This is a genomic window from Rhizobium sp. 1399 (assembly GCF_031455475.1).
Classification (GTDB): domain Bacteria; phylum Pseudomonadota; class Alphaproteobacteria; order Rhizobiales; family Rhizobiaceae; genus Rhizobium.
On the sequence record NZ_JAVDSU010000010.1, the window covers coordinates 81,714 to 104,994 of the forward strand.

Here is a 23,281-nt window from a genome sequence, read left to right on the forward strand (position 1 = left end):
GCCAAGGACGAGGAAAAGCTGCGCGATCAATGAGCCCCGCGGCCATATTTGGCTCGCGCGGCGCATGGCAAGATTTCTAGGAATTTCGGTGAGATTCCGCAAGATGATAACAAGATCAGGTTCGTTTTCGCCAAATCTGGAAAGATTGCGCCCGATTTTTTGATTTTTCAGTCCATTTCCCGCAATTTTCGGTCTGCCTTGTCTCGACCATTCCTCGCACTTGCCGCGGCCGCATCGGGGCAGTCTAATCTGCGACCGTCAGACGATGTTTTTTGATCGCGTGCTTTCAGTCGTGCATGACTTGCAACCTTTGCAGAAAGTCGAGGCGAAGCTTCCCCGACAGAGCATATCGACGGCCGCGGATAAGCAGATATCCGGTAATGGCGCCGTTGACCACTGTTTTGGTTTTACTGTTTTAGCAAGTTAACAATTGATTCTAAGAATCCCAGTATACTACTATTCCCTAGTATATTGTTGCGGCGCAAAAAATATTCGATTTGTCGATACAGGCATATAGCGGGAACAGATATCTGGATGCTCAAGCGTATTGAAGCCAGGCAGGTGCGGACTGGGATGTTTATCGAGATGGTCGAGGGCATCTGGCACGATCCTCTTCTATCTCGGCGGCGGTTCTTACTGCGACGTGAGAGCGATACGCTGAAGCTTAACGAGTGCGCGGATGCGGGCGTCGTGATCAACACGACCAAGGGCCTCGATGTCAGGAACACCTCACGTAAGATCGAGGTCGACGTCAAGGCGGCGCGTGAGACCATTCAGAAATCCGTGGAGGTGCTGGAAAATGTCTTCGGTCGGCTGCAGGGCGGAGATGGGATCGCCGTCGATCAGGTCGAGCCGGTGATTTCCTCCGTTTCCAAATCGATGGATGACCACCCCGCCGTCTTCATCAGCGTTACCCGGCTGAAGTCCAAGGACGAAGTGACCTTTCTGCATTCCCTTTCGGTCAGTGCCTTGATGATCCTTTTCAGCCGCCATCTCGGACTGGATGAGGAAGTGGTGCAGACACTCGGCACGGCTGGGCTGTTGCACGACGTCGGCAAGCTCGAAATTCCGCTCGAAGTACTCAACAAGGAAGGGCGCCTGAACGAAGACGAGATCCAGTTGATCCGTGATCATCCGGAAAAAGGGCATGCGATCCTGTCGCGTCAGGAGGGCATGTCGGAAATCGTTCTCGACGTTTGCCTCAATCATCATGAACGGATCGACGGCAAGGGTTATCCGCGCAAGCTGTCCCACGGCGAGATCAGCCTTCACGCACGTCTTGCCGCGATTTGCGATGTCTATGACGCCGTTACTTCGGTGCGCCCCTACAAGGCTCCGTGGAGCGCGAAGGAGGCGCTGAGCTGGATGCTGGCCAATGAAGGGCATTTCGACCGCCGGCTCGTCAAAAAATTCGCCCTCTGCCTGTCGATCGCCTCCGTTTCCTGAGGGTATCTATTTCATCACATAAGGCCTGCGGGGATCTGATCCGCCGCAGGCCTTATGTCTTCGTGATCCGTGACTCCCCGAAAGCGCGCAGGATGAGGAAGCTGCTCTATTGATCAGCGAGCGCCTTTCCCAGGAAATCCGTGACCATGCTGGAAACCTGCTGGTGAATCGTTCCGCGATCCGCGCCAACACCATCCCGGCAGACGATGCTCTCCCCTGGCGCTTCCTTCTCGATCAGTTCGGCGGCGCCCGGTTTGCAGGGTTGCATGAAGCTGAAATGCAGCGATCCGGGGATAAGGCCGTAGGTGGTGGTCGCAGGCGGCAGATAGCGGGCAAGGTAACCGGAATCCTTGTTGGTGGCGGCTATGTCCGCCTCGGTTGCCGTGTCCGCATCGACATCCACCGCGGCACCCAGCACCATCAGGGGGATATGGATTGCCGCAAGGCTCTCCGGTGTCAGCCCGCGGCCAGGTCCGAGATCGAGTGTCGCGACGGCACGAATCCTCGCATCACCGAGATCCGCGGCCATCGCCGCATTGGAGGCCGCATCGCGCCCGATGCCGAGCGCCTCGAATATTTTGCAATAGATCGGGCTGAATTCAGCCACGCAATTCGTCGTCACCTTGGCTGCATCGAAGCGGCCGCCCGCCAGTTCGACGACCGTCCAGCCGCCGAGCGAATGGCCGATGGCGGCAATCCGATCGGATGCCACGCCGCCCGTCAGATCGGGATTGTCGAGCAGAGCATCGATCGTGCGGCTGAGGTCGCCGGGGCGCTTCCACAGTTCGACGGTATCGGGCTTTCGCATGTCGAATGTGGTCGTGCCGGGATGATCGGGTGCGGCGACGACATAGCCTGCGTCAACGAGGTCGGCCGCAAGCCAGGCGAGGTTGCGCCAGCTGCCGCCATAACCATGGGAGAGGACGACCAGCGGATGCGGGCCGGCTATGGGTTCGGCATCCTTGATTACAGGTTGGCCGATGAAGGCCGGTGTTTCGCCGAGAAGGACCGGTGTGGCGTCAGACGCGGTCGGATACCAGATGCTGACATGCATCGGGCGATCGGCGTTTTTGCCGGGCAGGGTGGTTTGGCGGAAACCGGTTCCGGCATGTGCTGCCGATACCAGCAGCAGGAGCAGAGGGAGGACAAAGGCAAGTCTTGGCATGGGATCTCCATTGGGTTGATTTGCCCTGTCTGGAGGAAATCCCTGAGGCCGGAGACCGATAACGCGATTGAGGTCGCCGATATCAAAAGAAAGGGCGAGGCCGGAGCCTCGCCCTTGAATTCACTTGGGACGATTGAGCTCAGATGTTGTTCTGCAGGATCGTACGCAGCTTGCCGAAGAGTTCGTCGATGTGCTTCTTCTCGATGATCAGCGGCGGGGAGAGCGCGATGATGTCGCCTGTCGTGCGGATCAGCAGGCCGCTTTCGTAAGCCTTGAGGAAGGCCGTGAAGGCGCGTTTGGTCGGCTCACCGGCGATCGGGTCGAGTTCGATGGCGCCGATAAGGCCGGTATTTCTGATGTCGATGACGTTGGGGCAATCCTTCAGCGAATGCAGCGCATCAGCCCAGTAGTCCGAGAGTTCGGCTGCACGGGTCAGCAGGCCCTCTTCCTTGTAGGTGTCGAGCGTTGCAAGTGCTGCGGCCGAGGCGATCGGGTTACCGGAATAGGTATAGCCATGGAAGAACTCGATCATGTGCTCGGGGCCATTCATGAAGGCATCATGGATTTCCGAGGTCACAAAGACCGCGCCCATCGGGATGACGCCGTTGGTCAAGCCCTTGGCGGTGGTGATGATATCGGGCTTCACATCGTAGTATTGAGCAGCGAAGGGTGCGCCCAGGCGGCCGAAGCCCGTGATGACTTCGTCGAAGATCAGCAGGATGCCGTGCTTGGTGCAGATCTCGCGCAGCTTCTGCAGATAGCCCTTCGGCGGAATGAGAACGCCGGTGGAGCCAGCGACCGGTTCGACGATCACGGCGGCGATCGTGGACGCGTCATGCAGGGTAACGATGCGCTCGAGTTCGGTGGCGATATCGCCGCCATGCTCGGGTTCGCCGCGGGTGAAGTTGTTCTTGCCGGGCAGGTGGGTGTGCGGCATGTGGTCGACGCCGGTCAGCAGGGTACCGAACATCTTGCGGTTGGTGACGATGCCGCCGACCGAGATGCCTCCAAAGTTGACGCCATGATAGCCACGCTCGCGGCCGATCAGGCGGAAGCGTGAGCCGTTGCCCTTCACGCGGTGATAGGCGAGCGCCACCTTGAGCGCCGTTTCCACCGATTCAGAACCGGAATTGGTGAACAGGACGTGGTCCAATCCTTCCGGCGCGATGTCGACCAGGCGGTTGGCGAGCTCGAAAGCCTTGGGATGGCCGAGCTGAAAGGCCGGGGCGTAATCGAGTTCGCCGGCCTGTTCGCTGATCGCCTCGGTGATCTTCGGACGGCAATGTCCGGCATTCACGCACCAGAGGCCAGCCGTACCGTCCAGAACCTGACGCCCGTCATGGGTCTGGTAGTACATATCCTTGGCGCTCACGAAGAGGCGCGGTTCCTTCTTGAACTGACGGTTTGCGGTAAAGGGCATCCAAAAGGCGCGAAGGTCGTTTGGCGTTGCATTCAGGCGGTTGGACATGCTGTTCTCCTGGCCGTTGGGGAGGCCGTTCCCGTTCAAGGCTTGGCGCCGTTTATTTTTACTGCCCGGTCAAATTATCAGCGCCCGGCAAGGCGTCAAGCCGAAGAAGCGCCGCTGTCTGCCGTTGCCGGACACTTCGGGCGTCATCAATCCTTCGCCCGGCATTGCTACAAAAATCGATGGCCGCAATGGCTGAGGGCATTTCATTCATTTCCTTGAAATTCAACCATTTTTACCGGAGGTAGTCATGACGGACCGCCAGAAAACCAGACCGCGTCCCAATCCGCGGCGTGCATTTGCGCCGAGCTACGGCACCATTCTCGAAGAAGGCGTTCGTCGCCGTACCGTTCTCAAGGGCTTTATCGCCGCCATGGGTGCGGCTGCTTTTGCGCCGGCGCTCGAAGCAACGAGGGCAGAAGCTGCCGCGTCGACCCTTACTTTCCCCGAACTGAAGCGCGTGCGCGACACCGCCGACCATTGGCCTGATGGTTACGAGCGCCAGATCCTCATTCGCTGGGGCGACGCTCTCTTTACCGACAGCCCGGAATTCGATGTCGCCAAGCTGAATGGCAAGGCGGCCGAGCGCCAGTTTGGCTACAACAATGACTTCACGCAGTTCCTGCCGCTGCCGTGGGGCGAAAAGAGCTCCGATCACGGCCTGATGGTCGTCAGCCATGAATATGCGACGCCCTTTCTGATGTTCCCGGGCCTGACCGCTGACAACTACCGCGAGAAGATGACCGAGGATCAGATCCGCGCCGTCATGGCTGCTGTCGGCGTATCCGTTTTCGAAGTGCGCAAGGATGGCAATCAATGGCACGTGGTCAAGGACGGCAAGTATAACCGCCGCATCCACATGAGTACGGAGATCGGCATTTCCGGCCCGGCTGCCGGCGACGACCGGCTCAAGACCAAGGCCGATCCGACCGGCACGGTTGTCTTCGGCACGATCTCGAACTGCAATGGCGGCGTCACACCCTGGGGCACGATGCTCTCAGGCGAAGAAGGCGCGATGGATGTTTTTGCCGGCGACTATACCAAGTTGCCGAACCAGGAACTGGTCGAGCGCCAGGGCTGGGACGAGGATGAGAACGACATCTATTCCGTCAGCCGCGTCGAGCCGCGCTTCAAGTTCGAGGAAGAGCCGAACGAGTGGATGCGTTTCGACTGGGTCGTCGAAATCGATCCCTTCGATCCGACTGCAAAGCCGGTCAAGCGCACCTCGCTCGGCCGCATGACGCATGAAGGCGCGCAATGTTGCGTCGCGCCTGACGGCCGCGTCGTGGTCTTCATGGGCGATGACGACGATTTCGAATATATCTACCGCTTCGTCACCCGCGATCCGTGGAACCCCAACGATCGCGCCGCCAACAAGGATCTGCTCGATCACGGCACCCTGTCTGTCGCCAAGTTCGAAAGCGACGGCACGATGCGCTGGATCCCGCTCGTTGCTGGCGAAGGCCCGTTGACGGCGGAAGCCGGCTTCAAGACGCAGGCAGACGTGGTTCTCGCCACCCGCACTGCCGCCGACCTCGTTGGTGCGACGCCAATGGACGGGCCGGAGGGCTTCATCCCGCATCTCGGCACCGGCAAGCTCTATGTGGCCATGACCGAAAACGAGGATCGCCTGCCGAAGGGCCAGGGTGACGACGAGAAGGAACAGGTCAACGTTGCCAATCCACGTGGCCCCAATCCGCATGGGCATCTGCTGGAGCTTGTAACGCCAGGCGGTCCTGACAAGCCCGATTACGCCGCTGAGAGCTTCAAGTGGGACGTCTTCGTGCTCTGCGGCGATCCGGCCAAGCCCGAAGACCAGGCGATGTTCCATCCAGCGACCACCTCGGCCGGCTGGTTCACCGACCCCGATAACCTTGCCGTGGATCCAGCAGGCCGCCTTTGGGTGACCACCGACGGCCCGCCGCCGGAAGGCATCGCCGATTCCGTCTATGTAATGGATACGGAGGGTTCGGGCCGCGCTTTGCCGAAGCTCATCTATATCGCGCCTGTCGGTTCGGAGACCTGCTCGCCGACCTTTACCTCGGACGGCTCCAGCGTCTTCCTCTCGGTCCAGCATCCGGGCGAATTGCGCATGGCCGATAACGAGGATGCGACCTCAATGGAAGATGCCGGCACTAACTGGCCGGACTTCAAGCCGGGTGTGCCGGCGCGTCCGTCGCTCGTCGTGCTGACGCGCGCTAGCAACGGAGTGGTGGGCAGCTAACCTGTCGTTCTGACACAGACGGGACCGGCAATTCTTGCGAATTGCCGGTCCCAAAGGTTTTACGTGCTGAAAATCGTTAAGCGGCGCCCGCGGAAGCATTTCCCTGGAACGCTGCTCAGACTGACATCATGTCAGCGCTGACATCAGGCTGCAGACCTGCTCCGGTTCTGAGCCACGTAGATATCCTCCAGCGTCGCGAGGATCTTCATGACCGGCTCGGAGTTGCTGGAATAGTAGATCGTCTGTGCATCACGACGGGTCTTGACCAGCTTCTGAGCGCGCAATTTCGACAGATGCTGGGAGAGGGCCGACTGGCTCAGGCCGACCTGGGTGGCGAGAACGCCGACAGGCACTTCTCCCTTTACCAGGCTGGTGAGGATCAGCAAACGCTTGGGGTTGGCCATGGCCGATAATAAAGCTGCCGCCACATTGGTGTGCTCGGCCAAATCAGAGGTTTCCATATTTTTTCTTCCTAATGCGAAACGTACATCATCCGTACAGGCACAGGCCGTCAGACGGTTCTTTGACTGACAGCGAAAACTAGCAATTGGGCTCGAAGATTGTATATACCTAAATTTAAGGTATCAGGTATGCTATTTTAGATATGTTTGAACAAATGTGATCTAAGTCCTCAGCGGGTATGTCGAACTCGCAACGCATCAATAAGTCACCTGAAATCATATCAAAACCTTCGGAATCGACCCCACATATGCGCCAGGGACCCGCTTCAGGTGCCTTCAGCCTGGATGTCAGCGCTAACATGAGGTCCGGATGGCGCGCTACTAAATCTTGCACTGCGGCGTCAGCTTTTTCAGCGATGTGATCATTTGCCTCGGAGTGAATCACGAGATCGCTGCCGTCCAAAATGTAAGCACGGCCGAATCCGCCATTAAGGCTGGCCGATTGCGGGATGAGCCGGAAGAAACGGAAATCCGGGAAATCGATATAGAGTTTCGCCTTGGCGTGACGGTTGAGGAAACGAGCGCGGATGCGCGCGTGGAGAGGCGTATCCCGCTCCACCTGTTCCGCACGGCATTGGGTCGTCAGGCGGGCATGGGCAAGCGGATCGCCCTTGCCGGGCTCGCCGGTCAGGAGCGAGGCCCTGGCATCGGCAGCGAGCGCTTTCGTGTGGGTCGAGAGCGCGGAAACGAGAATGACCGGCACGCCGTCTATGTCGGTGCCGAGGAGAACCCGGCTTGCGAAGGGAAAGCCGGTTTCGGGATCGAGAACGGCGAGGGCAGCATAGCGGGCGGAGCGCAAGAGAATGCGCGCCAGCTTGCGGGCCTCGTCGTCGGTTTCGCGGAGCGTGGAGGACGGTTCTTTCATATCCGCGTTGTCGCAAAGCGGAGTGAAAGGATCAAGTCTAAAGCGTGTCGCGATCTCCAGGATTCGCTTGCCACGCTTTAGGTTTTTGTTTTCGCATGTCGTTACCGCAAAACCGCTGCACACTTTTGCGCGACATGCTTTATTCCTTCCGCTTGTGCCGTGTAAGGCCGGTGACGACATCCTGAGCCGAGATCGTGCCGACGATCTGGCCGTTGTCGACCACGCCGATACTGCCGGGCTGCCGGGAGAGGGCATCGAGGATATCGACAAGCGGCGTCGTGGGGCGGGCGGTGGCGCTGACCGACATGCCGATTGCTGCGTCGCCAAGCCCAGGCTGCATGATGTCAGAGGCCATCAGCATGTTGATCGGATTCATGTTCTGCACGAAGTCGGCGACATATTGATCGGCCGGGTTCTTGACGATCTCCTGTGGCGTTCCGCACTGGATGATGCGTCCGCCCTCCATGATGGCGATGCGATTGCCGATGCGGAAGGCCTCGTCGAGATCGTGGCTGACGAAGAGGATGGTCTTCTTCAGCCGCCGCTGGAATTCCAGCAACTCGTCCTGCAGGCGCGTACGGATCAGCGGATCGAGCGCGGAGAACGGCTCGTCCATGAGGAGGATCGGCGCGCCGGTGGCGAATGCACGGGCAAGGCCGACGCGCTGCTGCATGCCGCCGGAGAGCTCGTTGACCTTGCGGTCCGCCCATTTCGTCAGGTTGACGAGTTCGAGCTGCTCGCCGACCCGGCTCTTGCGCTCGGCTTCCCGCACGCCCGAGAGCTCAAGGCCGAAACCGACATTCTCGGCAACGGTGCGCCAGGGCAGGAGAGCGAACTGCTGGAACACCATAGAGACCGTATGCGTGCGCAGGTCGCGCAGCGCCTTGGCACTGCATTTGTAGGGGTTTACCGACCCCGTTGCCGTCGAAACGGCGACGTCGCCGCGCACGACGGGCGCAAGCCCGTTGACGGCGCGCAGGAGCGTCGACTTGCCGGAACCCGAAAGGCCCATCAGCACGAGGATTTCGCCTTCCTCGATGGTCAGCGAGGCATTGGCGACGCCGAGAACGAGGCCGGTCTCGGCGCCGATCTCGTCACGTGAGCGACCCTGGTCGACCATGGCGAGTCCGATTTCCGGCCGGTCGCCGAAGATGATGTTGACGTCTCTGAAACTGACCGCGGTCATGCGCCGTCTCCTTCGCCTGCGGTGCGGAACATGCGGTCCAGAATGATTGCCAGAATGACGATACAGAAACCGGCCTCAAAACCCTTGGCGATGTTGACGGTGTTCAAGGCACGCACGACCGGTACGCCGAGACCGGGAGCGCCAACGAGGGCGGCGATCACGACCATCGAGAGGGAGAGCATGATGGTCTGTGTCAGGCCGGCCATGATCTGCGGTGTTGCAAAGGGCAGTTCGACCTTGCGCAGAACCTGGATCGGCGTCGCGCCGAACGCGACGGCGGCTTCGACGAGGGAAGGGGGCGTCGAGATGATGCCGAGGCGGGTAAGGCGGATGGGGGCGGGGATGGCGAAGATGACGGTTGCGATCAGGCCCGGCACCATGCCGAGGCCGAAAAGGATAAGTGCTGGAATCAGATAAACGAAGGTCGGAATGGTCTGCATGAGGTCCAGAACGGGCCGCATCGCGGCATAGATCCAGGCGCGGCGGGCAGCGGCAATGCCGAGCGGAATGCCGATCACCATGCTGACGAAGGTCGCGGCGAGTACGAGCGCCAGCGTTTCCGTCGTCTCCTTCCAATAGCCCTGGTTCATGATGAGCAGCAGCCCAAGACAGGTGAAGACCGCCACTGTTATCGATCGGCGCAGCCACCAGGCGATGAGGCTTATGGCGAGGACGGCAATCAGCGGATTGGGCGTCTGCAGCACGAAAAGCAAGGCATTGATGACGTGGGACAGCAGCGCGGAGAGTTGGTTGAAGAACCATTCGCCGTTTGTCGTCAGCCAGTCAACGAAGGACTTGGCCCAGGGGCCAATGGGAATTTTAGCGTCGGTGATCCAATTCACGAGGCGCGCCTGTCTTTTAAGAACGAAGATCGGGATGAAAACGAAAACGGGGCGGCAGATCCGCCCCGTTCATTTCATCAGAGGCCGAGGCCGGACTTGACGGCTGCGAGGCCATCGCTGCTGCCATCGCGCGTCTTGACGCCGGCAAGCCAGGGATCAACCGTGGACGGATTGGCCTTCAGCCATTCGCCCGCTGCCTTTTCCGGATCTTCGCCGTCGTTCAGGATCTTGTTCATGATCTCGTTCTCCATCTTCAGGGAGAACTTCAGATTCTTGACCAGCGTCCCGACGTTCGGGCACTCATCGAGATAGCCGGCACGCACGTTGGTATAGACTTCGGCGCCGCCGAAATTCGGTCCGAACGTGTCGTCGCCACCCGACAGATATGTCATCTTGAAGTTGGTGTTCATCGGATGCGGTTCCCAGCCGAGGAAGACGATGGGCTTGCCTTCCTTCTCGGCGCGGGCGACCTGCGCCAGCATGCCCTGCTCGGAGGATTCGACCAGTTCCATTTCCTTCATGCCGAAGGTGTTCTTATCGATCATGTCGATGACGTGGCGGTTGCCGTCATTGCCGGGCTCGATGCCGTAGATCTTGCCGTCGAGATCGCTCTTGTGAGCAGCGATATCCTTGAAGTCCTTGATGCCGAGTTCGGCACCCTTGGCATTGGTCGCCAGCGTGTACTTGGCGCCGACGAGGTTCGGACCGTAGGACTCGACCGACTTGTCGTCGAGGTAGGGCTGGATATCTGCCTTCTGGGACTGCATCCAGTTGCCGAGGAAGACGTCGATGTCCTTGTTCTTCATCGACGTATAGGTGACCGGCAAGGAGAGAACCTTGATGTCGGTCTCATAGCCGAGCTTCTTGAGGAGCAGGGAGGCGGTCGCCGTAGTCGACGTGACGTCCGTCCAGCCGATGTCCGAAAGATGGACGGTGGAGCAGCTTTCAGGGTCTGCGGAGAAGGCGGCGGTCGCAACGGAGAGAGCTGCGACGGCAGTTGCAGTAATGAGTTTGAATGCGCTTGTTGTTTTCATTTTAGACTCCCAGTCTTACGTTCCCAAGCCAACCATCAATAGACCAGTTTTACAAGCGATCTCGGCGCGTTTGCGGCGTTCCGGACTATATGATTGCGACGCTCCAGCGTTTTTTGGGAAAGCTTGAATTTCAGGGCTTTTGGCGATTTCGCCGCCTGGATTTCCTGTGATTATCGATTTGTCGGGGCTTTTCTTTGCGTTCTCCAGCTTTCAAGAAGCCAGATAAGGAGAATCCGATGGCAAAACTCTATTTCAACTACTCGACGATGAACGCCGGCAAGTCGACCATGCTGCTGCAGGCCTCCTACAATTACCAGGAGCGCGGCATGCGCACGGTTCTGTTGATCGCGGCCTTCGACGATCGGGTGGGGCGCGGCATCATCGGTTCGCGTATCGGGCTCGAAGCGGAGGCCATCCCCTTCGAAAGCGACAGCGATCTCTATGCGCTGGTCCGGAAACTCAGCAGCGAAGGACAGCCGATATCCTGCGTCTTCGTCGATGAAGCGCATTTCATGACGCGCGATCATATCTGGCAGCTTGCCCGCGTCGTCGACAGGCTCGGCATTCCCGTGATGGTCTACGGCCTGAGAACGGATTTCCAGGGCAAGCTCTTCCCGGCCTCGCAGGAGCTGCTGGCGATTGCCGACGAGATGAGGGAGGTGCGTACCATCTGCCATTGCGGGCGCAAGGCCACCATGGTCGTGCGGCTCGATGCCGAGGGCAAGGTGCTGCACGAAGGCGCACAGATCGATGTCGGCGGGAACGAGAAATATGTTTCATTGTGTCGCCGCCATTGGGATGATGCAATGAATGGCGAATGGATTGCCGAGCCGGTCTGAACGGATCAACATCTGTTTTCTTTAGCGCGGCAAGTGAATAATCTGGAAGACGGAGATTCCCTGGGAGTGCCCGGTGCGCAAAAGCCCGCCTTTCGATAGCCAGTATGATGCTGCCCGTGACCTTGCCGAGGCCATGGCCGGCGAGGCCGATTATTGCGCCGCCTGCATCAAGGGGTTCGATGGCGATGAGTCGCGCTCATCCGACGAGATTTTCCTGGAGCAGAATGCGCGCTTCCAGGCCTTTTTAAACGACAGTGCCACGCTCGATGTGCTGCTTGCGGAACTCGTCTTCTCCCTCGACCGGCTGACGGCCAAGGTTTCGGCCGATCTCGACAGTTTTCGCGGGCTGACGCGGCGCGAAAAGATGGCCGGATGGTTTTCCCGACAGCGCATGTGGCGCATGCATAGCGCGCGGGTGCGCGAGGCGCCGGTCGTGGAACAACTACTCGATCTTCTAACGAAATCCGATCTGCTGGCGACGCTGCTTAAAGGCCAGAGGCTGTCCCTTGTCGAGCGTCACAAGAGCGCCGAATTGAGCCTCATCGACATTGTCGAGCATCGGCGGCGGCTTGTTGACGAGATCGACATTGCGCGGATGCGAATGAAGGAGCTCAACGCCAAGGCATTGAACACGCAGGGGCGCATCGGCGTCTATGGCAACAAGGCGCACTGGGAGCAGATGGAAGCGGAGCGTCTGGCGTTGAAGGCGGAGGCCGAGCGCATTTCCGTCGAGGAACATGCGATGCGCGACGAGAGCCAGCGGCGCGAACGCTTCATCGGCATGTTCCAGGCCTTCGTCGACAGGCTTAATGGCCGTATCGCCGGCTGCAACGTGCTCGTCCGCAAGCTTTCGGTCGATACCGAGGAGCGGCTCATCATCTATCAGGCACAGGTCGATACCGACCGTCCGGGCATGAAGGTGAGGATCAAGCCGGAGCTTTTCCCGAATATTGCCGCATCTATTGCGCTTTTCGAAAAGGGCATGCTGGTGCCTCAGGATCTGGTCCAGCGAAAGAGCCGTGCAGATCAGGAATTTGCCCGGAAATTTCCCGCCTATGCCGAGGAGCCCTCGGAGGCGCCGCTGATCGATGTGGTGCGAAAATCTCCGATGTTCGGCCTCGGATTCCTCCGTTCGCTGCGCTCCTAACGGGGCGGCGAGGGAAGGCGTATCCGATCTGTCGCGTCTGGCTCGCACTCCGTTGGCCGAAATATCCTTGTCTGTTGTTGTACTTGGGCGATCAAGCGCATATGTGGATGGAAAGGATATCCCTGTTTTCGCCGCCTGACAGGAGACGACGATGCTCGACCGGATTGCCGGTTTTTTCAGACTGATCGGCCAGACGATCAGCCGCTGGGTTCGCCTTTTTGCCGCCTGGGCGATCTGGCCATTCATGGCCGCGCACGGATGGTATGCGCGGCGGACCTGGATGATCCGGCTGCCGATCATCGCGTTTCTCGCACTTCTCGTCGTCCTTTACGGCTATTTCATCTGGCAGACGCAGGCCTGGTCGAATTTCAATACGAACTTCGTCGATCAATATCGCCTTTCGGATCGCAAGGTGCCGGCAGGACAGGAAATTCCGGCGGCCGACGGAACTGCTGCCAAGACCTGCCAGCGCTCGGCGATCGTCGATGTCGCGGCCGATCTGACGGATTTCAACGTCAACCAGAATGCCTGGATATCGTCGATGGTGCTCTACAAGATGGGCCTGTTCGGCATCGATTGGGATCACACGCCCTTCCTGGACAACAAGGCATCCTTCCAGCGCGGCATCAACCAGGCGGTCCGGCGAACTTCGGCGGAGCTTGTTGATACGCTCGGGCGCGTGCGAGGCACGTCCGGCATCAACAACGATCTGCAGAGCGCGCGCGGCAATCTGCAGTTCGATGAACACAGCTGGTATTTCGGGCTCGATCCCTTCGGACTGAAGACGCCGACGCCTGCCTATTATCGCACGGCCATCAAAGACTTGCGCAAGTTCAACACTGATCTCGCCGCCTGCAACGCAGTTTTCGACGGTCGCGCGGACAACCTGATGCAGTTCATCGACCGCATCGCCAACGATCTCGGCAGCACCTCCGACATGCTGGCGGAGCGCTCGGAAAACCATAATCGCGGCTGGTTTGACACGCGGGCGGACGATCGATTCTGGTTCGCCTATGGCCAGCTATACGCTTATTACGCGATTCTGACGGCCGCGCAGTCGGACTTCTCTCAGGTTGTGGCAGAACGGAACCTCGGAGCAATCTGGGCGGGCACGACCAAACAGTTTCAGGCAGCACTTCGCATCCAGCCGGCAATCATTTCCAACGGACGGGAGGATGGCTGGATCATGCCGAGCCATCTCGCCACGATGGGCTTTTATATGCTGAGAGTGCGGTCGAACCTGGTTGAAATCCGCTCGGTGCTGGACCGTTAAGCCGGAGTGCCGCCGTCCTCGAAGCCAAGGATGCGCAGCTTCTCGACGAATTCATAGGTGATACCGACGATACCGCCGCCGCTGGCGTCGTCGCGGAACTTGCCGACGGAGCGCACCATCTTGTAGCCGCCGAGCCCGTTGTCGACGCGATAGACATAGTGGAATCCGACCCGGTAGAGGCTTGCCTGCTCGAAGGTTTCGGCAATCAGCAGCCGGTCTTCCGCATGGATGCGCGACATGAGTTCGGTCAGGTTGACCGGACCTTCGCTGTAAGGAAGATCGAAGATCTGGTGTACGTCTTCGCTGGCGAAGAAATGCCCGGTCTCGAGGTTCATCCGCCAGAAGCCGAAGAGGCGGTAGGCAGCGAACATGGTCAGCGCTTCTGCATCGGTAATTCCGATGTGGGCACGGGATTGCAGCCGATGTTCGACGGCTGACTGTTCGAAACGAAGAGGCACGGTTTCCCCCTAATTCGGGATGGCGCGCTGATTCTCTTCTGATTCCTCAGTTGATCAGCTTCAATCGGATGGCTTTTGCTACCAACTGGGTGCGGTTGACGCAATCGAGTTTTTTAATTGCGTTGGTCATATAGGCATTTACCGTGTGATCCGAGAGCGCCAGGATCTGGCCGATCTCGATCGAGGTCTTGCCCTGCGCCGTCCACCGCACAACCTCGAGCTCGCGGGCCGAGAGCGCGCTATGGGGGCTCTCCTCATTGCGCTTGACGCTGTTGTAGGTGTCGACGGCGTGGAGAACGATCATCGCGAGTTCGTTGATCTCGCTCTGGCCGAGGGATGCGCGTTCGCCGCCGAACCAGAAGACGAGGCGCTGTCCATCGGCCGAATTGATCGGCATGGCAATGCCGGCGCTCATGCCGTGCTGCAGCATCAAGTTTCTGGTGCCGGCAGGGAAAGATTGGGCATGGCCGGGATCGTTAAGATGCCATACCTGCGGTACGGCTGATTCCCTCATGCGTGCGGCAAAGGGACAGGCGCGCAGCATATGCGCACGATCGAAATCCCTGATGTAGGAAACCGGCAGCGAGCTCTCGATGATCAGCGGCTTGAGCAGCAAATCTTCTATCGTCGGCGCGTTGAGCAGAGTGGCGTGCTCAAAACCGAATGCCGCCGCCACCCTTCCAAGCGCCTGTGCGAACAGGCCGCGCGTGCGCGCCACTGCCAGTTCGCTCGATAGTAATGACTGCCTTTCAGAGGTAGTCATGTAAGACATTATATGCCCCCGCAAGTCCCTATGTTACCGCTATCAAATACATAAATCCGCCTGCATGCTAGCCCTAATTGACTTAGCACACGCTGATTAATTCATTTTGTGAAAAATTAACCAGATGAAAAACGCGCTTAAGTTGATTTTCGAGCTATACGGGTAGAAGGGCTGTGCCTTTTACCTCCTCCATGACCGCATAGGTGTGTGTTTCGCGTACGCCGGGGAGGGAAAGAATCACCTCCGAGAGGAATTGGCGATAAGCCTCCATCCCCGCCATGCGCGCCTTCACAAGATAGTCGAAACCTCCTGCGACCATATGACATTCCATGACGTCGTCGCTGCGTTTTACTGCCGCAGCAAAGGCATCGAAAACGTCAGGCGTGGTGCGGTCAAGTTTCACCTGTACGAAAACGAGGAGGTTGCGGCCGAGTTTTTCCGGCGAGAGGATTGCCATATAGCCCGTGATATAACCGTCTCGGGTCAGCCGCTTGACGCGCTCGGCAGTGGCCGTGGGAGACAGGTTGACGCGTTCGGCGAGCTCTATGTTGGAAAGTCGTCCTTCCTTCTGCAGCGCACGGAGAATCTTGCGGTCGAGACGGTCGAGCTCTTTCATTTTTCGCGGCCTTTCAGGCGGTCGGTAGGCGAAGATCGTGTTGGTCGGCCTCAGTTTAGTGAAAAACACCACGAATGAACAGCTATGTTGCCGAAATCACGGAGAACACTTCATGCCGACCCAGATTTCCACGCCTTTTGCCCTGTTCAACGCTCCATTTGCCGGTGATGATGATCGCCTGCTGCATGGTTTCGCCGAAGGCTTGCGCTTTTCGGCCTCCCAGGATGTTGCGATCGACAAGCGTGCCGGGGGCATGATCGAGGCGATCCGCAGCAATTCGGGATCGATCGGCGGCGTGGAGGATTTCCTCAGGGAATACGGGCTTTCCACCAAGGAGGGCCTGGCGCTGATGGTGCTTGCCGAGGCGCTGCTGCGCGTGCCCGACGCGTTGACGCAGGACAAGCTGATCGAGGACAAGCTGAAGGAAGGCGGCTGGAGCGAGCATGAGGGCAAGGCCGACAGCTGGTTTGTCTCGGCATCCGCCTGGGCGCTCGGCGTTTCAGCCCGCATCATCCGCCCCGGTGAGACGCCCGAGGGCGTGCTTCGCGGCCTTGTCAAACGCATGGGCCTGCCGACCGTTCGCAATGCCACCAAGCAGGCCATGCGCTTCCTTGGCCATCACTTCGTGCTCGGCGAAACCATTAAGGACGCTCTCAACCGCGCGGCCAAGAGCGAGGAGAAGGGCTATCGCCATTCCTTCGACATGTTGGGCGAGGGCGCACGGACGGCCGAAGATGCCAAACGTTACTGGCAATCCTACGCCATGGCGATCGAAGCGATCGGCGGCTGGATGGCGAAGAACGCCAAGGGCAAGGATCTGCCCGATCGCATGGGTATTTCTGTCAAGCTTTCGGCGCTGCATCCGCGTTATCTCGCCACTCACCGCGATCGCGTGATGAGGGAACTCGTGCCCGACCTCCTGAAGCTTGCGCAGATGGCTAAGGCACATCAGCTCAATTTCACCATCGATGCCGAAGAAGCCGACCGGCTGGAACTTTCGCTCGACGTGATCGCCGCGGTCTTTTCCGATCCGTCGCTTGCCGGCTGGGATGGTTTTGGCCTTGCAATCCAGGCCTATCAGAAGCGCGCGGTCGCCGTGATCGATTATATTGATGAACTCTGCGCAAAGCTTGGCCGCCGCATGATGGTGCGCCTCGTCAAGGGCGCCTACTGGGATACCGAGGTCAAGCGGGCGCAGGAACGCGGGCTTGACGATTATCCGGTCTGGACGCGCAAGCAGGCGACAGACCTTTCCTATCTCGCCTGCGCGCAGCACATGCTCGCCAAGCGGGCGCGTATTTTCCCGCAATTTGCCACCCATAATGCACTGACGGTTTCCACCATTCTGGAGCTTGCCGGCAATGATCGATCCGGCTTCGAGTTCCAGCGCCTGCATGGTATGGGCGAGAGCCTCTACAATCATCTGCTTGATACCAACGACCGGATCGCCTGCCGGATCTATGCGCCTGTTGGAGGCTACCGCGATCTGCTCGCCTATCTTGTCCGCCGTCTTCTCGAAAACGGCGCCAATTCCTCCTTCGTCGCCATGGCCGGCGATAAGAACGTGCCGATCAAGGCATTGCTGGAACGCCCGGCGGACAAACTGCAATTCGATGTCGGCGCGAGTGCCCGCAACAGCAAGATTCCGATGCCGCTGCAGCTCTACGGCAAGCGCAAGAACAGCGCCGGACTGGAATTCGGTCATCGTGCAACGCTTGAAAAACTGGTGGAGGCGATCCGGAAGGGGCTTCCCGCCATCGCGGCCGCGCCCCTCATTCCGGGCGTGGCTGCCAGCGGTTCGGAAGCGCCCGTCCTTTCACCGTCCGATCGCTCCAGGACCGTCGGCTCGGTTCGCAATGCCACCGCTGCCGATATCGACAAGGCCTTTGCCGTTGCCGCCAAAGGCTACAAAGCATGGTCGCGCCGTTCGGTCGAAGAACGTGCATCTGCGCTGGAGCGCATGGCCGACCTTATGGAAGAAAATCGCGATAGGCTGCTTGTGCTCCTGGCCGCAGAAGCCGGCAAGACGCTCGACGACGGCATTGCGGAAATACGCGAGGCGGTGGATTTCTGCCGCTATTACGCCAGCGAGGCGCGCCGGCTCTTCGGTACCGCGACCAAGATGCCGGGGCCGACCGGAGAGGATAATCGGTACCTGTGGCGTGGTCGCGGGGTTTTTACCTGCATCTCGCCCTGGAACTTCCCGCTGGCGATCTTCCTTGGGCAGGTTTCGGCCGCCCTCGTTTCCGGCAACGCCGTGCTCGCAAAGCCTGCACCGCAGACGCCGCTGATTGCCTATGAAGCAGTGAAGCTTTTCCACAAGGCCGGCGTGCCGGAAGACGCGCTGCTCTTCGTGCCTGGCGGTCCCGACGTCGGTGCCGCTATCACGGCGCATGCAGCGCTTGCCGGCGTTGCCTTCACCGGTTCGACGAAGACGGCATGGGCAATCAACCGGACGCTTGCCGCCAAGGACGGACCGATCGTGCCGCTGATTGCCGAAACGGGCGGCCTCAACGCCATGGTGGTCGATGCGACGGCTCTCGGCGAACAGGTGGCCGATGACGTGATCCTGTCGGCCTTCCGTTCGGCCGGCCAGCGCTGTTCCGCACTCCGACTGCTTTTCCTGCAGGAGGACGTGGCCGAGCACATGACGCAGATGATCGAGGGGGCTGCGCGCGAACTGCAGCTCGGCGATCCCGCATTGGAAACGACCGATGTCGGCCCGATCATCGACGAGAAGCAGAAGGCGATGTTGGAAGCCCATATCGCCGACATGCAGAAAACGCAGAAGGTTCGCTATGCCGGCAAGGCGCCTGATGGCGGAAGCTTCTTCGCGCCGCATATCATCGAGCTCGACAAGCCTGCGGCACTGACCAAGGAAGTCTTCGGGCCGGTGCTGCACATCGTGAGATGGAAGGCGAAGGAATTGCCCAGGGTGCTGCAGGATATCCAGGCCTCCGGCTACGGCCTGACGCTTGGTGTTCACAGCCGCATCGAATCCACGATCCGCACCGTCACCGATGCGCTCGATACTGGCAATGTCTATGTGAACCGCAACATGATCGGCGCCGTCGTCGGCACCCAGCCCTTCGGCGGTTCGAGTCTATCCGGCACGGGATTCAAGGCCGGTGGGCCGGCCTATCTGCAGCGTTTTGCGCTGGAACAGGTGATCTCCGTGAACACGGCAGCTGCGGGTGGTAATGCCAGCCTGATTGCGATGGGAGAATAAGATAAGGGTACGGCGGCAGGCGTCAAAATCCAGCTTGCTGCCGTTCAATCCTATTGCTAAGCGTATCGTTAGATGCAGCTGAGGCGATTTAATCGTGCGATTTGCAGTTTGCTTTTTCGTGAAGTGTCTATTTTCCCGTACAATACTTGTTTTTCTTCTTTCCAGCTTGCCGATAGTGGCTGTGTCTTCGCAGGCTGCAGAGCAAAAGCAGTCAGAACACCCGGCCATGAGCTTCATCATCGTGCGCAGTTCTGTTTGTAAAGAAGACTGTCCGGAATGGGTTTCGGCTGAGGGACGCATTACTTCCGATACACCTGCCCAAATGAGAAAAATTCTCAAAAAAATCGGCCAACGGAAATTGCCGATCGTGTTCCGTTCGGAAGGTGGGGATGTGAACGCCGCATATGCCATGGGACGAATGATTCGCAAGGCTGGTCTGGAAACCGCGGTCGGTGGTACACGGCTGGAGGGCTGCCCGACCGAGGATCTGCGGTGTACCACTGCCATCGTCAAGAATGACGCTTCAGTAGGATCTACCTATTCGTATGGAGCATATTGCGTTTCGGCGTGCCCTCTGGCTTTGGCCGGTGGCACGACGCGGGTTTCATCTCAATGGGCCTATATCGGCGTTCATCAGATCACGACTGTCTACAACAAGATGCGAGTGTCCTACCGCATTGAATACAAGATCGTGAACGGGAAAAAGCAAGAAGTCTCACGCAAGGAAGTTGGCCGCAAGGTTACCGGGCAAAGCAGCTCCACCAAGCTGGGTAAAAAAGCTACGGCGACCCTAAATGCATATCTGAGAGAGATGGGCGTCAGCGACGATATCGTTGACCTGATGATGAGCGCCGCACCTGACAGCATGACAATGGTCGCGCCCACGGAAGCGCTTCGGATAGGTCTGATCACGGATATGCTAGCCTATGACGAATGGCCCGGCATGCCGCTCTGCGCACAGGATGCAGTGCCGGAGGCCGTCTGTTATCGCCATCCGGCGGCTAAGGTCGGGGCATCTCAGGCACCAGCGCCGCAGGCGACCGTGGACACAACAAGCCAGGGGCTGCCGAAAACTCATCCGATGGACTTCCTCGTGACGTACAATGGCAATTGCCAGGAAGAGTGTACGCAGTGGATTTCAGCCGATGGCGACATCACACCGGATACGCCGGCTCAACTGGACGCGATCTTGAAGACGCTTGGCGAAAGAAAGCTGCCGGTTGTCTTTCAGTCCTCTGGTGGGGACACGGATGCGGCTTTCGCAATAGGACGTATGATCCGGGCTGCAGGTCTGGAGACTTCAGTCGGCGGAACGCGGTTGCCCAATTGCCCAGAGACTGATCCGCGTTGCACGGCGAGCATGGCCAAAAGCGGGCCGACCGAAGGCGAAGTCTCTGCCGCCGGTGCTTATTGCTTTTCAAGCTGTACCATTGCCTTCATGGGAGGAACGCCGCGCCTCCTGAAAAATTCCGATATCGGGCTCAATCAACCGGCGACGGAACTGACACAGGCCGACCGTGACAAATTTGACGCCTATTTCAATGAGATGGGCATCAGCCCTGAGACGTTCGACAGAATGATGATCGCGCCACCAAACCGCAGAGGGCTCATATACCCTTACCAGGCGCTCAAGCTCGGCATCATCGATGGTGTCATCCCATATGACGAAGAGCCGGGTTTTCATCTCTGCGGACCGAATGCCAAGGAAAGCGTCCGATGCCCCAGAAAATCCGAGGCTGCGATTATCCCGGCTTCCGCCCAGGTGAATTGACGCCGAGATAGGAAAAGGCATCTGCAAGGAAGCGGCGCACTTGCTTCGCACCGCTATCCTTCGCCGGATGTTTCTGGCCTGGTGCCGCTTTTATTCCTTGTCCTTCAAATCATTCTTTGAGGTCACGCTCATCAGCTTCTCGAGGAAGCCGAGCATGACCGCTGAAACCACGAAGGCGAGATGCATGAAGGTCAGCCACATGATCTTCCCGTCGGTATATTGATTGACGTTGAGGAAGACCTGCAGGAGGTGGATGGAGGAGATGGCGACAATAGAGGAGGCGACCTTGATCTTCAGGCTGCCGGAATCGAGCTTGCCGAGGAAGGAGACTTCGCCTTCTTTTTCGGCCTCGTCGAAACGGCTGACGAAATTCTCGTAGCCGGAGATCATCACCATGACGATGAGGCTTGCGACGAGTGCCGCATCGATAAGCCCGAGCATGGCGAGGATCATTTCCGCCTCGCCGAGCTCGAATACGCTTCCTGCGACCTTCAGGAACTTGAAGGCGAAAGATACGGCATAAACGGCCAACGCAAGCACAAGGCCGATATAGAAGACCACCAGCAGCCAGCGGCTGGAAAGAATGATGCGCTCGACCAGAAGTTCGAGTGATTTCATGGTCTACCCCGTAAATCTCAGAATCGTTGGCCCCTAATAAACAATGGAATAGGCGGACTGCAAGGCGCAGTACTATTCACAGGTTCGGGATATTTCGCTATCCGATTGAAATAAACGCCGAGTCCGTTGTGCTGAGAGAATGAGGACACGATCCATGGCTGCCATCAAATCCGATATCGAAATCGCACGCGCGGCGACGAAGAAGCCGATTTTCGAAATCGGCGCCGCGCTTGGCATCCCCCCGGAACAGCTCGTTCCCTATGGACATGACAAGGCGAAGATCAGTGCCGAGTTCATCGCCGCCCAGGAGGGCAAGAAGGACGGCAAGCTCATCCTTGTTACCGCCATCAACCCGACGCCGGCGGGCGAGGGCAAGACGACGACCACCGTCGGTCTCGGCGACGGGCTGAACCGCATCGGCAAGAAAGCGATCGTCTGCGTGCGCGAGGCCTCGCTTGGTCCCTGTTTCGGTGTGAAGGGCGGGGCGGCAGGGGGCGGATATGCCCAGGTCGTGCCGATGGAAGACATCAACCTGCATTTCACGGGCGATTTCCACGCGATCACCTCGGCACACAATCTGCTCGCGGCGATGATCGACAATCATATCTACTGGGGCAACGAAGAGAATATCGACCTGCGCCGCATCACATGGCGGCGGGTGATGGACATGAACGACCGGGCGCTACGCAGCATGGTGTCTTCACTCGGTGGGGTTTCCAACGGTTTTCCGCGGCAGAACGGCTTCGATATCACCGTCGCCTCTGAAGTGATGGCAATCCTGTGCCTTGCGACCGATCTCAGGGATTTGGAACGTCGCCTTGGCGATATCATCATCGGCTATCGCTTCGACAAGACGCCGGTCTATGCCCGCGATCTCAAGGCGGATGGGGCCATGGCCGTGCTCCTGAAAGACGCCATGCAGCCGAACCTCGTGCAGACCCTGGAGAACAATCCTGCCTTCGTTCACGGCGGTCCTTTCGCCAATATTGCTCACGGCTGCAATTCGGTGATTGCGACGAAGACCGCGCTGAAGCTCGGCGAATATGTCGTGACGGAAGCGGGCTTCGGGGCCGATCTCGGCGCAGAGAAATTCTTCAACATCAAGTGCCGAAAGGCAGGGTTGAAGCCGAGTGCTGCCGTGATCGTGGCGACAGTCCGGGCGCTGAAGATGAACGGCGGCGTGAAGAAGGACGATCTCGGCGCGGAGAATGTTCAGGCGCTGGTTCGCGGCTGCTCCAATCTTGGCCGCCATATCGCCAATGTGCGCCGGTTCGGCGTGCCTGTCGTGGTGGCGATCAACCATTTCACCTCGGATACGGATGCGGAAATCGCTGCTGTCAAAGATTTCGTCGCGCGTCACGGAGCGGAAGCCATCCTCTGCCGTCACTGGGCGGAAGGGTCTGAAGGCATCGAGGACCTCGCCTATAAGGTTGTGGAACTTGCCGAATCCGGACAGGCGAAGTTCGAGCCGCTCTATGGCGACGACCTCCCGCTGCTCGAAAAGATCGAGATCGTCGCCTCGAAGATCTATCACGCCGGCGAGGTGACGGCTGACAAGGCTGTACGCGACCAGCTAGCAGCCTGGGAGGAACAGGGCTACGGCAACCTGCCGGTCTGCATGGCGAAGACGCAATATTCCTTCTCCACCGATCCGAACCTGCGCGGTGCGCCCGAGGGGCATATCGTAACGGTGCGCGAGGTGCGCTTGTCAGCCGGCGCCGGTTTCGTCGTGGTCATCACCGGCGAGATCATGACGATGCCCGGTCTGCCGAAGTCGCCGTCGGCGGAGCGGATTTACCTCAATGATCAGGGTTATATCGAAGGACTATTCTAGGCCGCCGCCACTTCACAAGCCGATTCAAGGCTTTCGCAACCGGGT

20 protein-coding genes are annotated in these 23,281 nt (G+C 59.0%); 9 read left to right on the forward strand and 11 right to left on the reverse strand.

The genetic code is table 11. The features are described 5' to 3' along the window. Nucleotides 1-534 precede the first annotated feature (534 nt). Nucleotides 535-1,446 carry an HD-GYP domain-containing protein gene (locus tag J2X71_RS26670; RefSeq protein WP_310386844.1) on the forward strand — a complete coding sequence of 304 codons (912 nt, stop codon included), beginning with the start codon at nt 535-537 and terminating at the stop codon, nt 1,444-1,446. A 106-nt stretch (nt 1,447-1,552) separates the two neighbouring features. Here J2X71_RS26670 and J2X71_RS26675 read toward each other — a convergent pair whose 3' ends face one another. Continuing rightward, a complete protein-coding gene (locus J2X71_RS26675) occupies nt 1,553-2,611 on the reverse strand; it encodes an alpha/beta fold hydrolase (RefSeq protein ID WP_310386846.1) in 1,059 nt (352 codons plus the stop codon). A 139-nt stretch (nt 2,612-2,750) separates the two neighbouring features. Next, the gene (locus J2X71_RS26680) at nt 2,751-4,079 is read right to left on the reverse strand and encodes an aspartate aminotransferase family protein (protein ID WP_310386848.1); all 1,329 of its coding nucleotides are present in this window, start codon (nt 4,077-4,079) and stop codon (nt 2,751-2,753) included. Between J2X71_RS26680 and J2X71_RS26685 the strand changes: the two genes are divergently transcribed. Together J2X71_RS26685 and J2X71_RS26690 are read left to right on the forward strand one after the other, a co-directional pair. Further along, complete coding sequence (locus tag J2X71_RS26685) at nt 4,078-4,275, forward strand: hypothetical protein (protein ID WP_310386849.1); 198 nt, start codon at nt 4,078-4,080, stop codon at nt 4,273-4,275. The genes J2X71_RS26680 and J2X71_RS26685 overlap by 2 nt on opposite strands. Before the next feature lie 51 nt (nt 4,276-4,326). Beyond that, entirely contained in the window at nt 4,327-6,300 is a 1,974-nt protein-coding gene (locus tag J2X71_RS26690) for a PhoX family phosphatase (protein ID WP_310386851.1), read from the forward strand. 143 nt (nt 6,301-6,443) lie between these two features. Here J2X71_RS26690 and J2X71_RS26695 read toward each other — a convergent pair whose 3' ends face one another. The 5 genes from J2X71_RS26695 to J2X71_RS26715 form a co-directional block, all read right to left on the reverse strand. Next, complete coding sequence (locus J2X71_RS26695; RefSeq protein ID WP_007824533.1) at nt 6,444-6,761, reverse strand: helix-turn-helix transcriptional regulator; 318 nt, start codon at nt 6,759-6,761, stop codon at nt 6,444-6,446. A 115-nt stretch (nt 6,762-6,876) separates the two neighbouring features. Further along, the gene (locus J2X71_RS26700; protein WP_310386853.1) at nt 6,877-7,626 is read right to left on the reverse strand and encodes a pyridoxamine 5'-phosphate oxidase family protein; all 750 of its coding nucleotides are present in this window, start codon (nt 7,624-7,626) and stop codon (nt 6,877-6,879) included. Nucleotides 7,627-7,765: 139 nt separating this feature from the next. Continuing rightward, complete coding sequence (choV, locus tag J2X71_RS26705; RefSeq protein WP_310386855.1) at nt 7,766-8,812, reverse strand: choline ABC transporter ATP-binding protein; 1,047 nt, start codon at nt 8,810-8,812, stop codon at nt 7,766-7,768. Further along, nucleotides 8,809-9,654, reverse strand: a complete 846-nt coding sequence (gene choW, locus J2X71_RS26710) for a choline ABC transporter permease subunit (RefSeq protein ID WP_310386857.1) — start codon at nt 9,652-9,654, stop codon at nt 8,809-8,811. Before choW ends, choV begins: the two co-directional genes overlap by 4 nt. A gap of 77 nt (nt 9,655-9,731) precedes the next feature. Further along, nucleotides 9,732-10,688, reverse strand: coding sequence for a choline ABC transporter substrate-binding protein (locus J2X71_RS26715; RefSeq protein ID WP_113321977.1), 957 nt, complete (start codon nt 10,686-10,688; stop codon nt 9,732-9,734). Nucleotides 10,689-10,924: 236 nt separating this feature from the next. Between J2X71_RS26715 and J2X71_RS26720 the strand changes: the two genes are divergently transcribed. The 3 genes from J2X71_RS26720 (at nt 10,925) to J2X71_RS26730 (ending at nt 13,947) form a co-directional block, all read left to right on the forward strand. Continuing rightward, nucleotides 10,925-11,527: a thymidine kinase gene (locus J2X71_RS26720; RefSeq protein WP_310386859.1), complete on the forward strand. Its 603-nt coding sequence runs from the start codon at nt 10,925-10,927 to the stop codon at nt 11,525-11,527. Nucleotides 11,528-11,600: 73 nt separating this feature from the next. Then, nucleotides 11,601-12,674 carry a hypothetical protein gene (locus J2X71_RS26725; RefSeq protein WP_310386861.1) on the forward strand — a complete coding sequence of 358 codons (1,074 nt, stop codon included), beginning with the start codon at nt 11,601-11,603 and terminating at the stop codon, nt 12,672-12,674. Between the two features lie 151 nt (nt 12,675-12,825). Further along, complete coding sequence (locus J2X71_RS26730; RefSeq protein ID WP_310386863.1) at nt 12,826-13,947, forward strand: DUF2333 family protein; 1,122 nt, start codon at nt 12,826-12,828, stop codon at nt 13,945-13,947. Here J2X71_RS26730 and J2X71_RS26735 read toward each other — a convergent pair. The 3 genes from J2X71_RS26735 to J2X71_RS26745 form a co-directional block, all read right to left on the reverse strand. After that, nucleotides 13,944-14,405 (reverse strand): diguanylate cyclase, encoded by a 462-nt coding sequence (locus J2X71_RS26735; RefSeq protein WP_113321981.1) that lies wholly within the window; start codon nt 14,403-14,405, stop codon nt 13,944-13,946. The two genes, J2X71_RS26730 and J2X71_RS26735, sit on opposite strands and share 4 nt — an antisense overlap. Before the next feature lie 46 nt (nt 14,406-14,451). Continuing rightward, on the reverse strand, nt 14,452-15,177 hold the full coding sequence (locus tag J2X71_RS26740; RefSeq protein ID WP_113321982.1) for a LuxR family transcriptional regulator: 726 nt from the start codon (nt 15,175-15,177) through the stop codon (nt 14,452-14,454). 145 nt (nt 15,178-15,322) lie between these two features. Further along, entirely contained in the window at nt 15,323-15,784 is a 462-nt protein-coding gene (locus tag J2X71_RS26745; protein WP_007824522.1) for an Lrp/AsnC ligand binding domain-containing protein, read from the reverse strand. Nucleotides 15,785-15,896: 112 nt separating this feature from the next. On the opposite strand from J2X71_RS26745, the gene putA reads away from it, so the two are divergent. After that, nucleotides 15,897-19,013 (forward strand): bifunctional proline dehydrogenase/L-glutamate gamma-semialdehyde dehydrogenase PutA, encoded by a 3,117-nt coding sequence (gene putA / locus J2X71_RS26750; protein WP_310386868.1) that lies wholly within the window; start codon nt 15,897-15,899, stop codon nt 19,011-19,013. A 94-nt stretch (nt 19,014-19,107) separates the two neighbouring features. Continuing rightward, nucleotides 19,108-20,784 carry a hypothetical protein gene (locus J2X71_RS26755; RefSeq protein WP_310386870.1) on the forward strand — a complete coding sequence of 559 codons (1,677 nt, stop codon included), beginning with the start codon at nt 19,108-19,110 and terminating at the stop codon, nt 20,782-20,784. 90 nt (nt 20,785-20,874) lie between these two features. Here J2X71_RS26755 and J2X71_RS26760 read toward each other — a convergent pair whose 3' ends face one another. Then, nucleotides 20,875-21,402: a TIGR00645 family protein gene (locus tag J2X71_RS26760; protein WP_310386872.1), complete on the reverse strand. Its 528-nt coding sequence runs from the start codon at nt 21,400-21,402 to the stop codon at nt 20,875-20,877. A 154-nt stretch (nt 21,403-21,556) separates the two neighbouring features. On the opposite strand from J2X71_RS26760, the gene J2X71_RS26765 reads away from it, so the two are divergent. Next, entirely contained in the window at nt 21,557-23,236 is a 1,680-nt protein-coding gene (locus J2X71_RS26765) for a formate--tetrahydrofolate ligase (protein WP_310386874.1), read from the forward strand. Nucleotides 23,237-23,281: the final 45 nt, after the last annotated feature.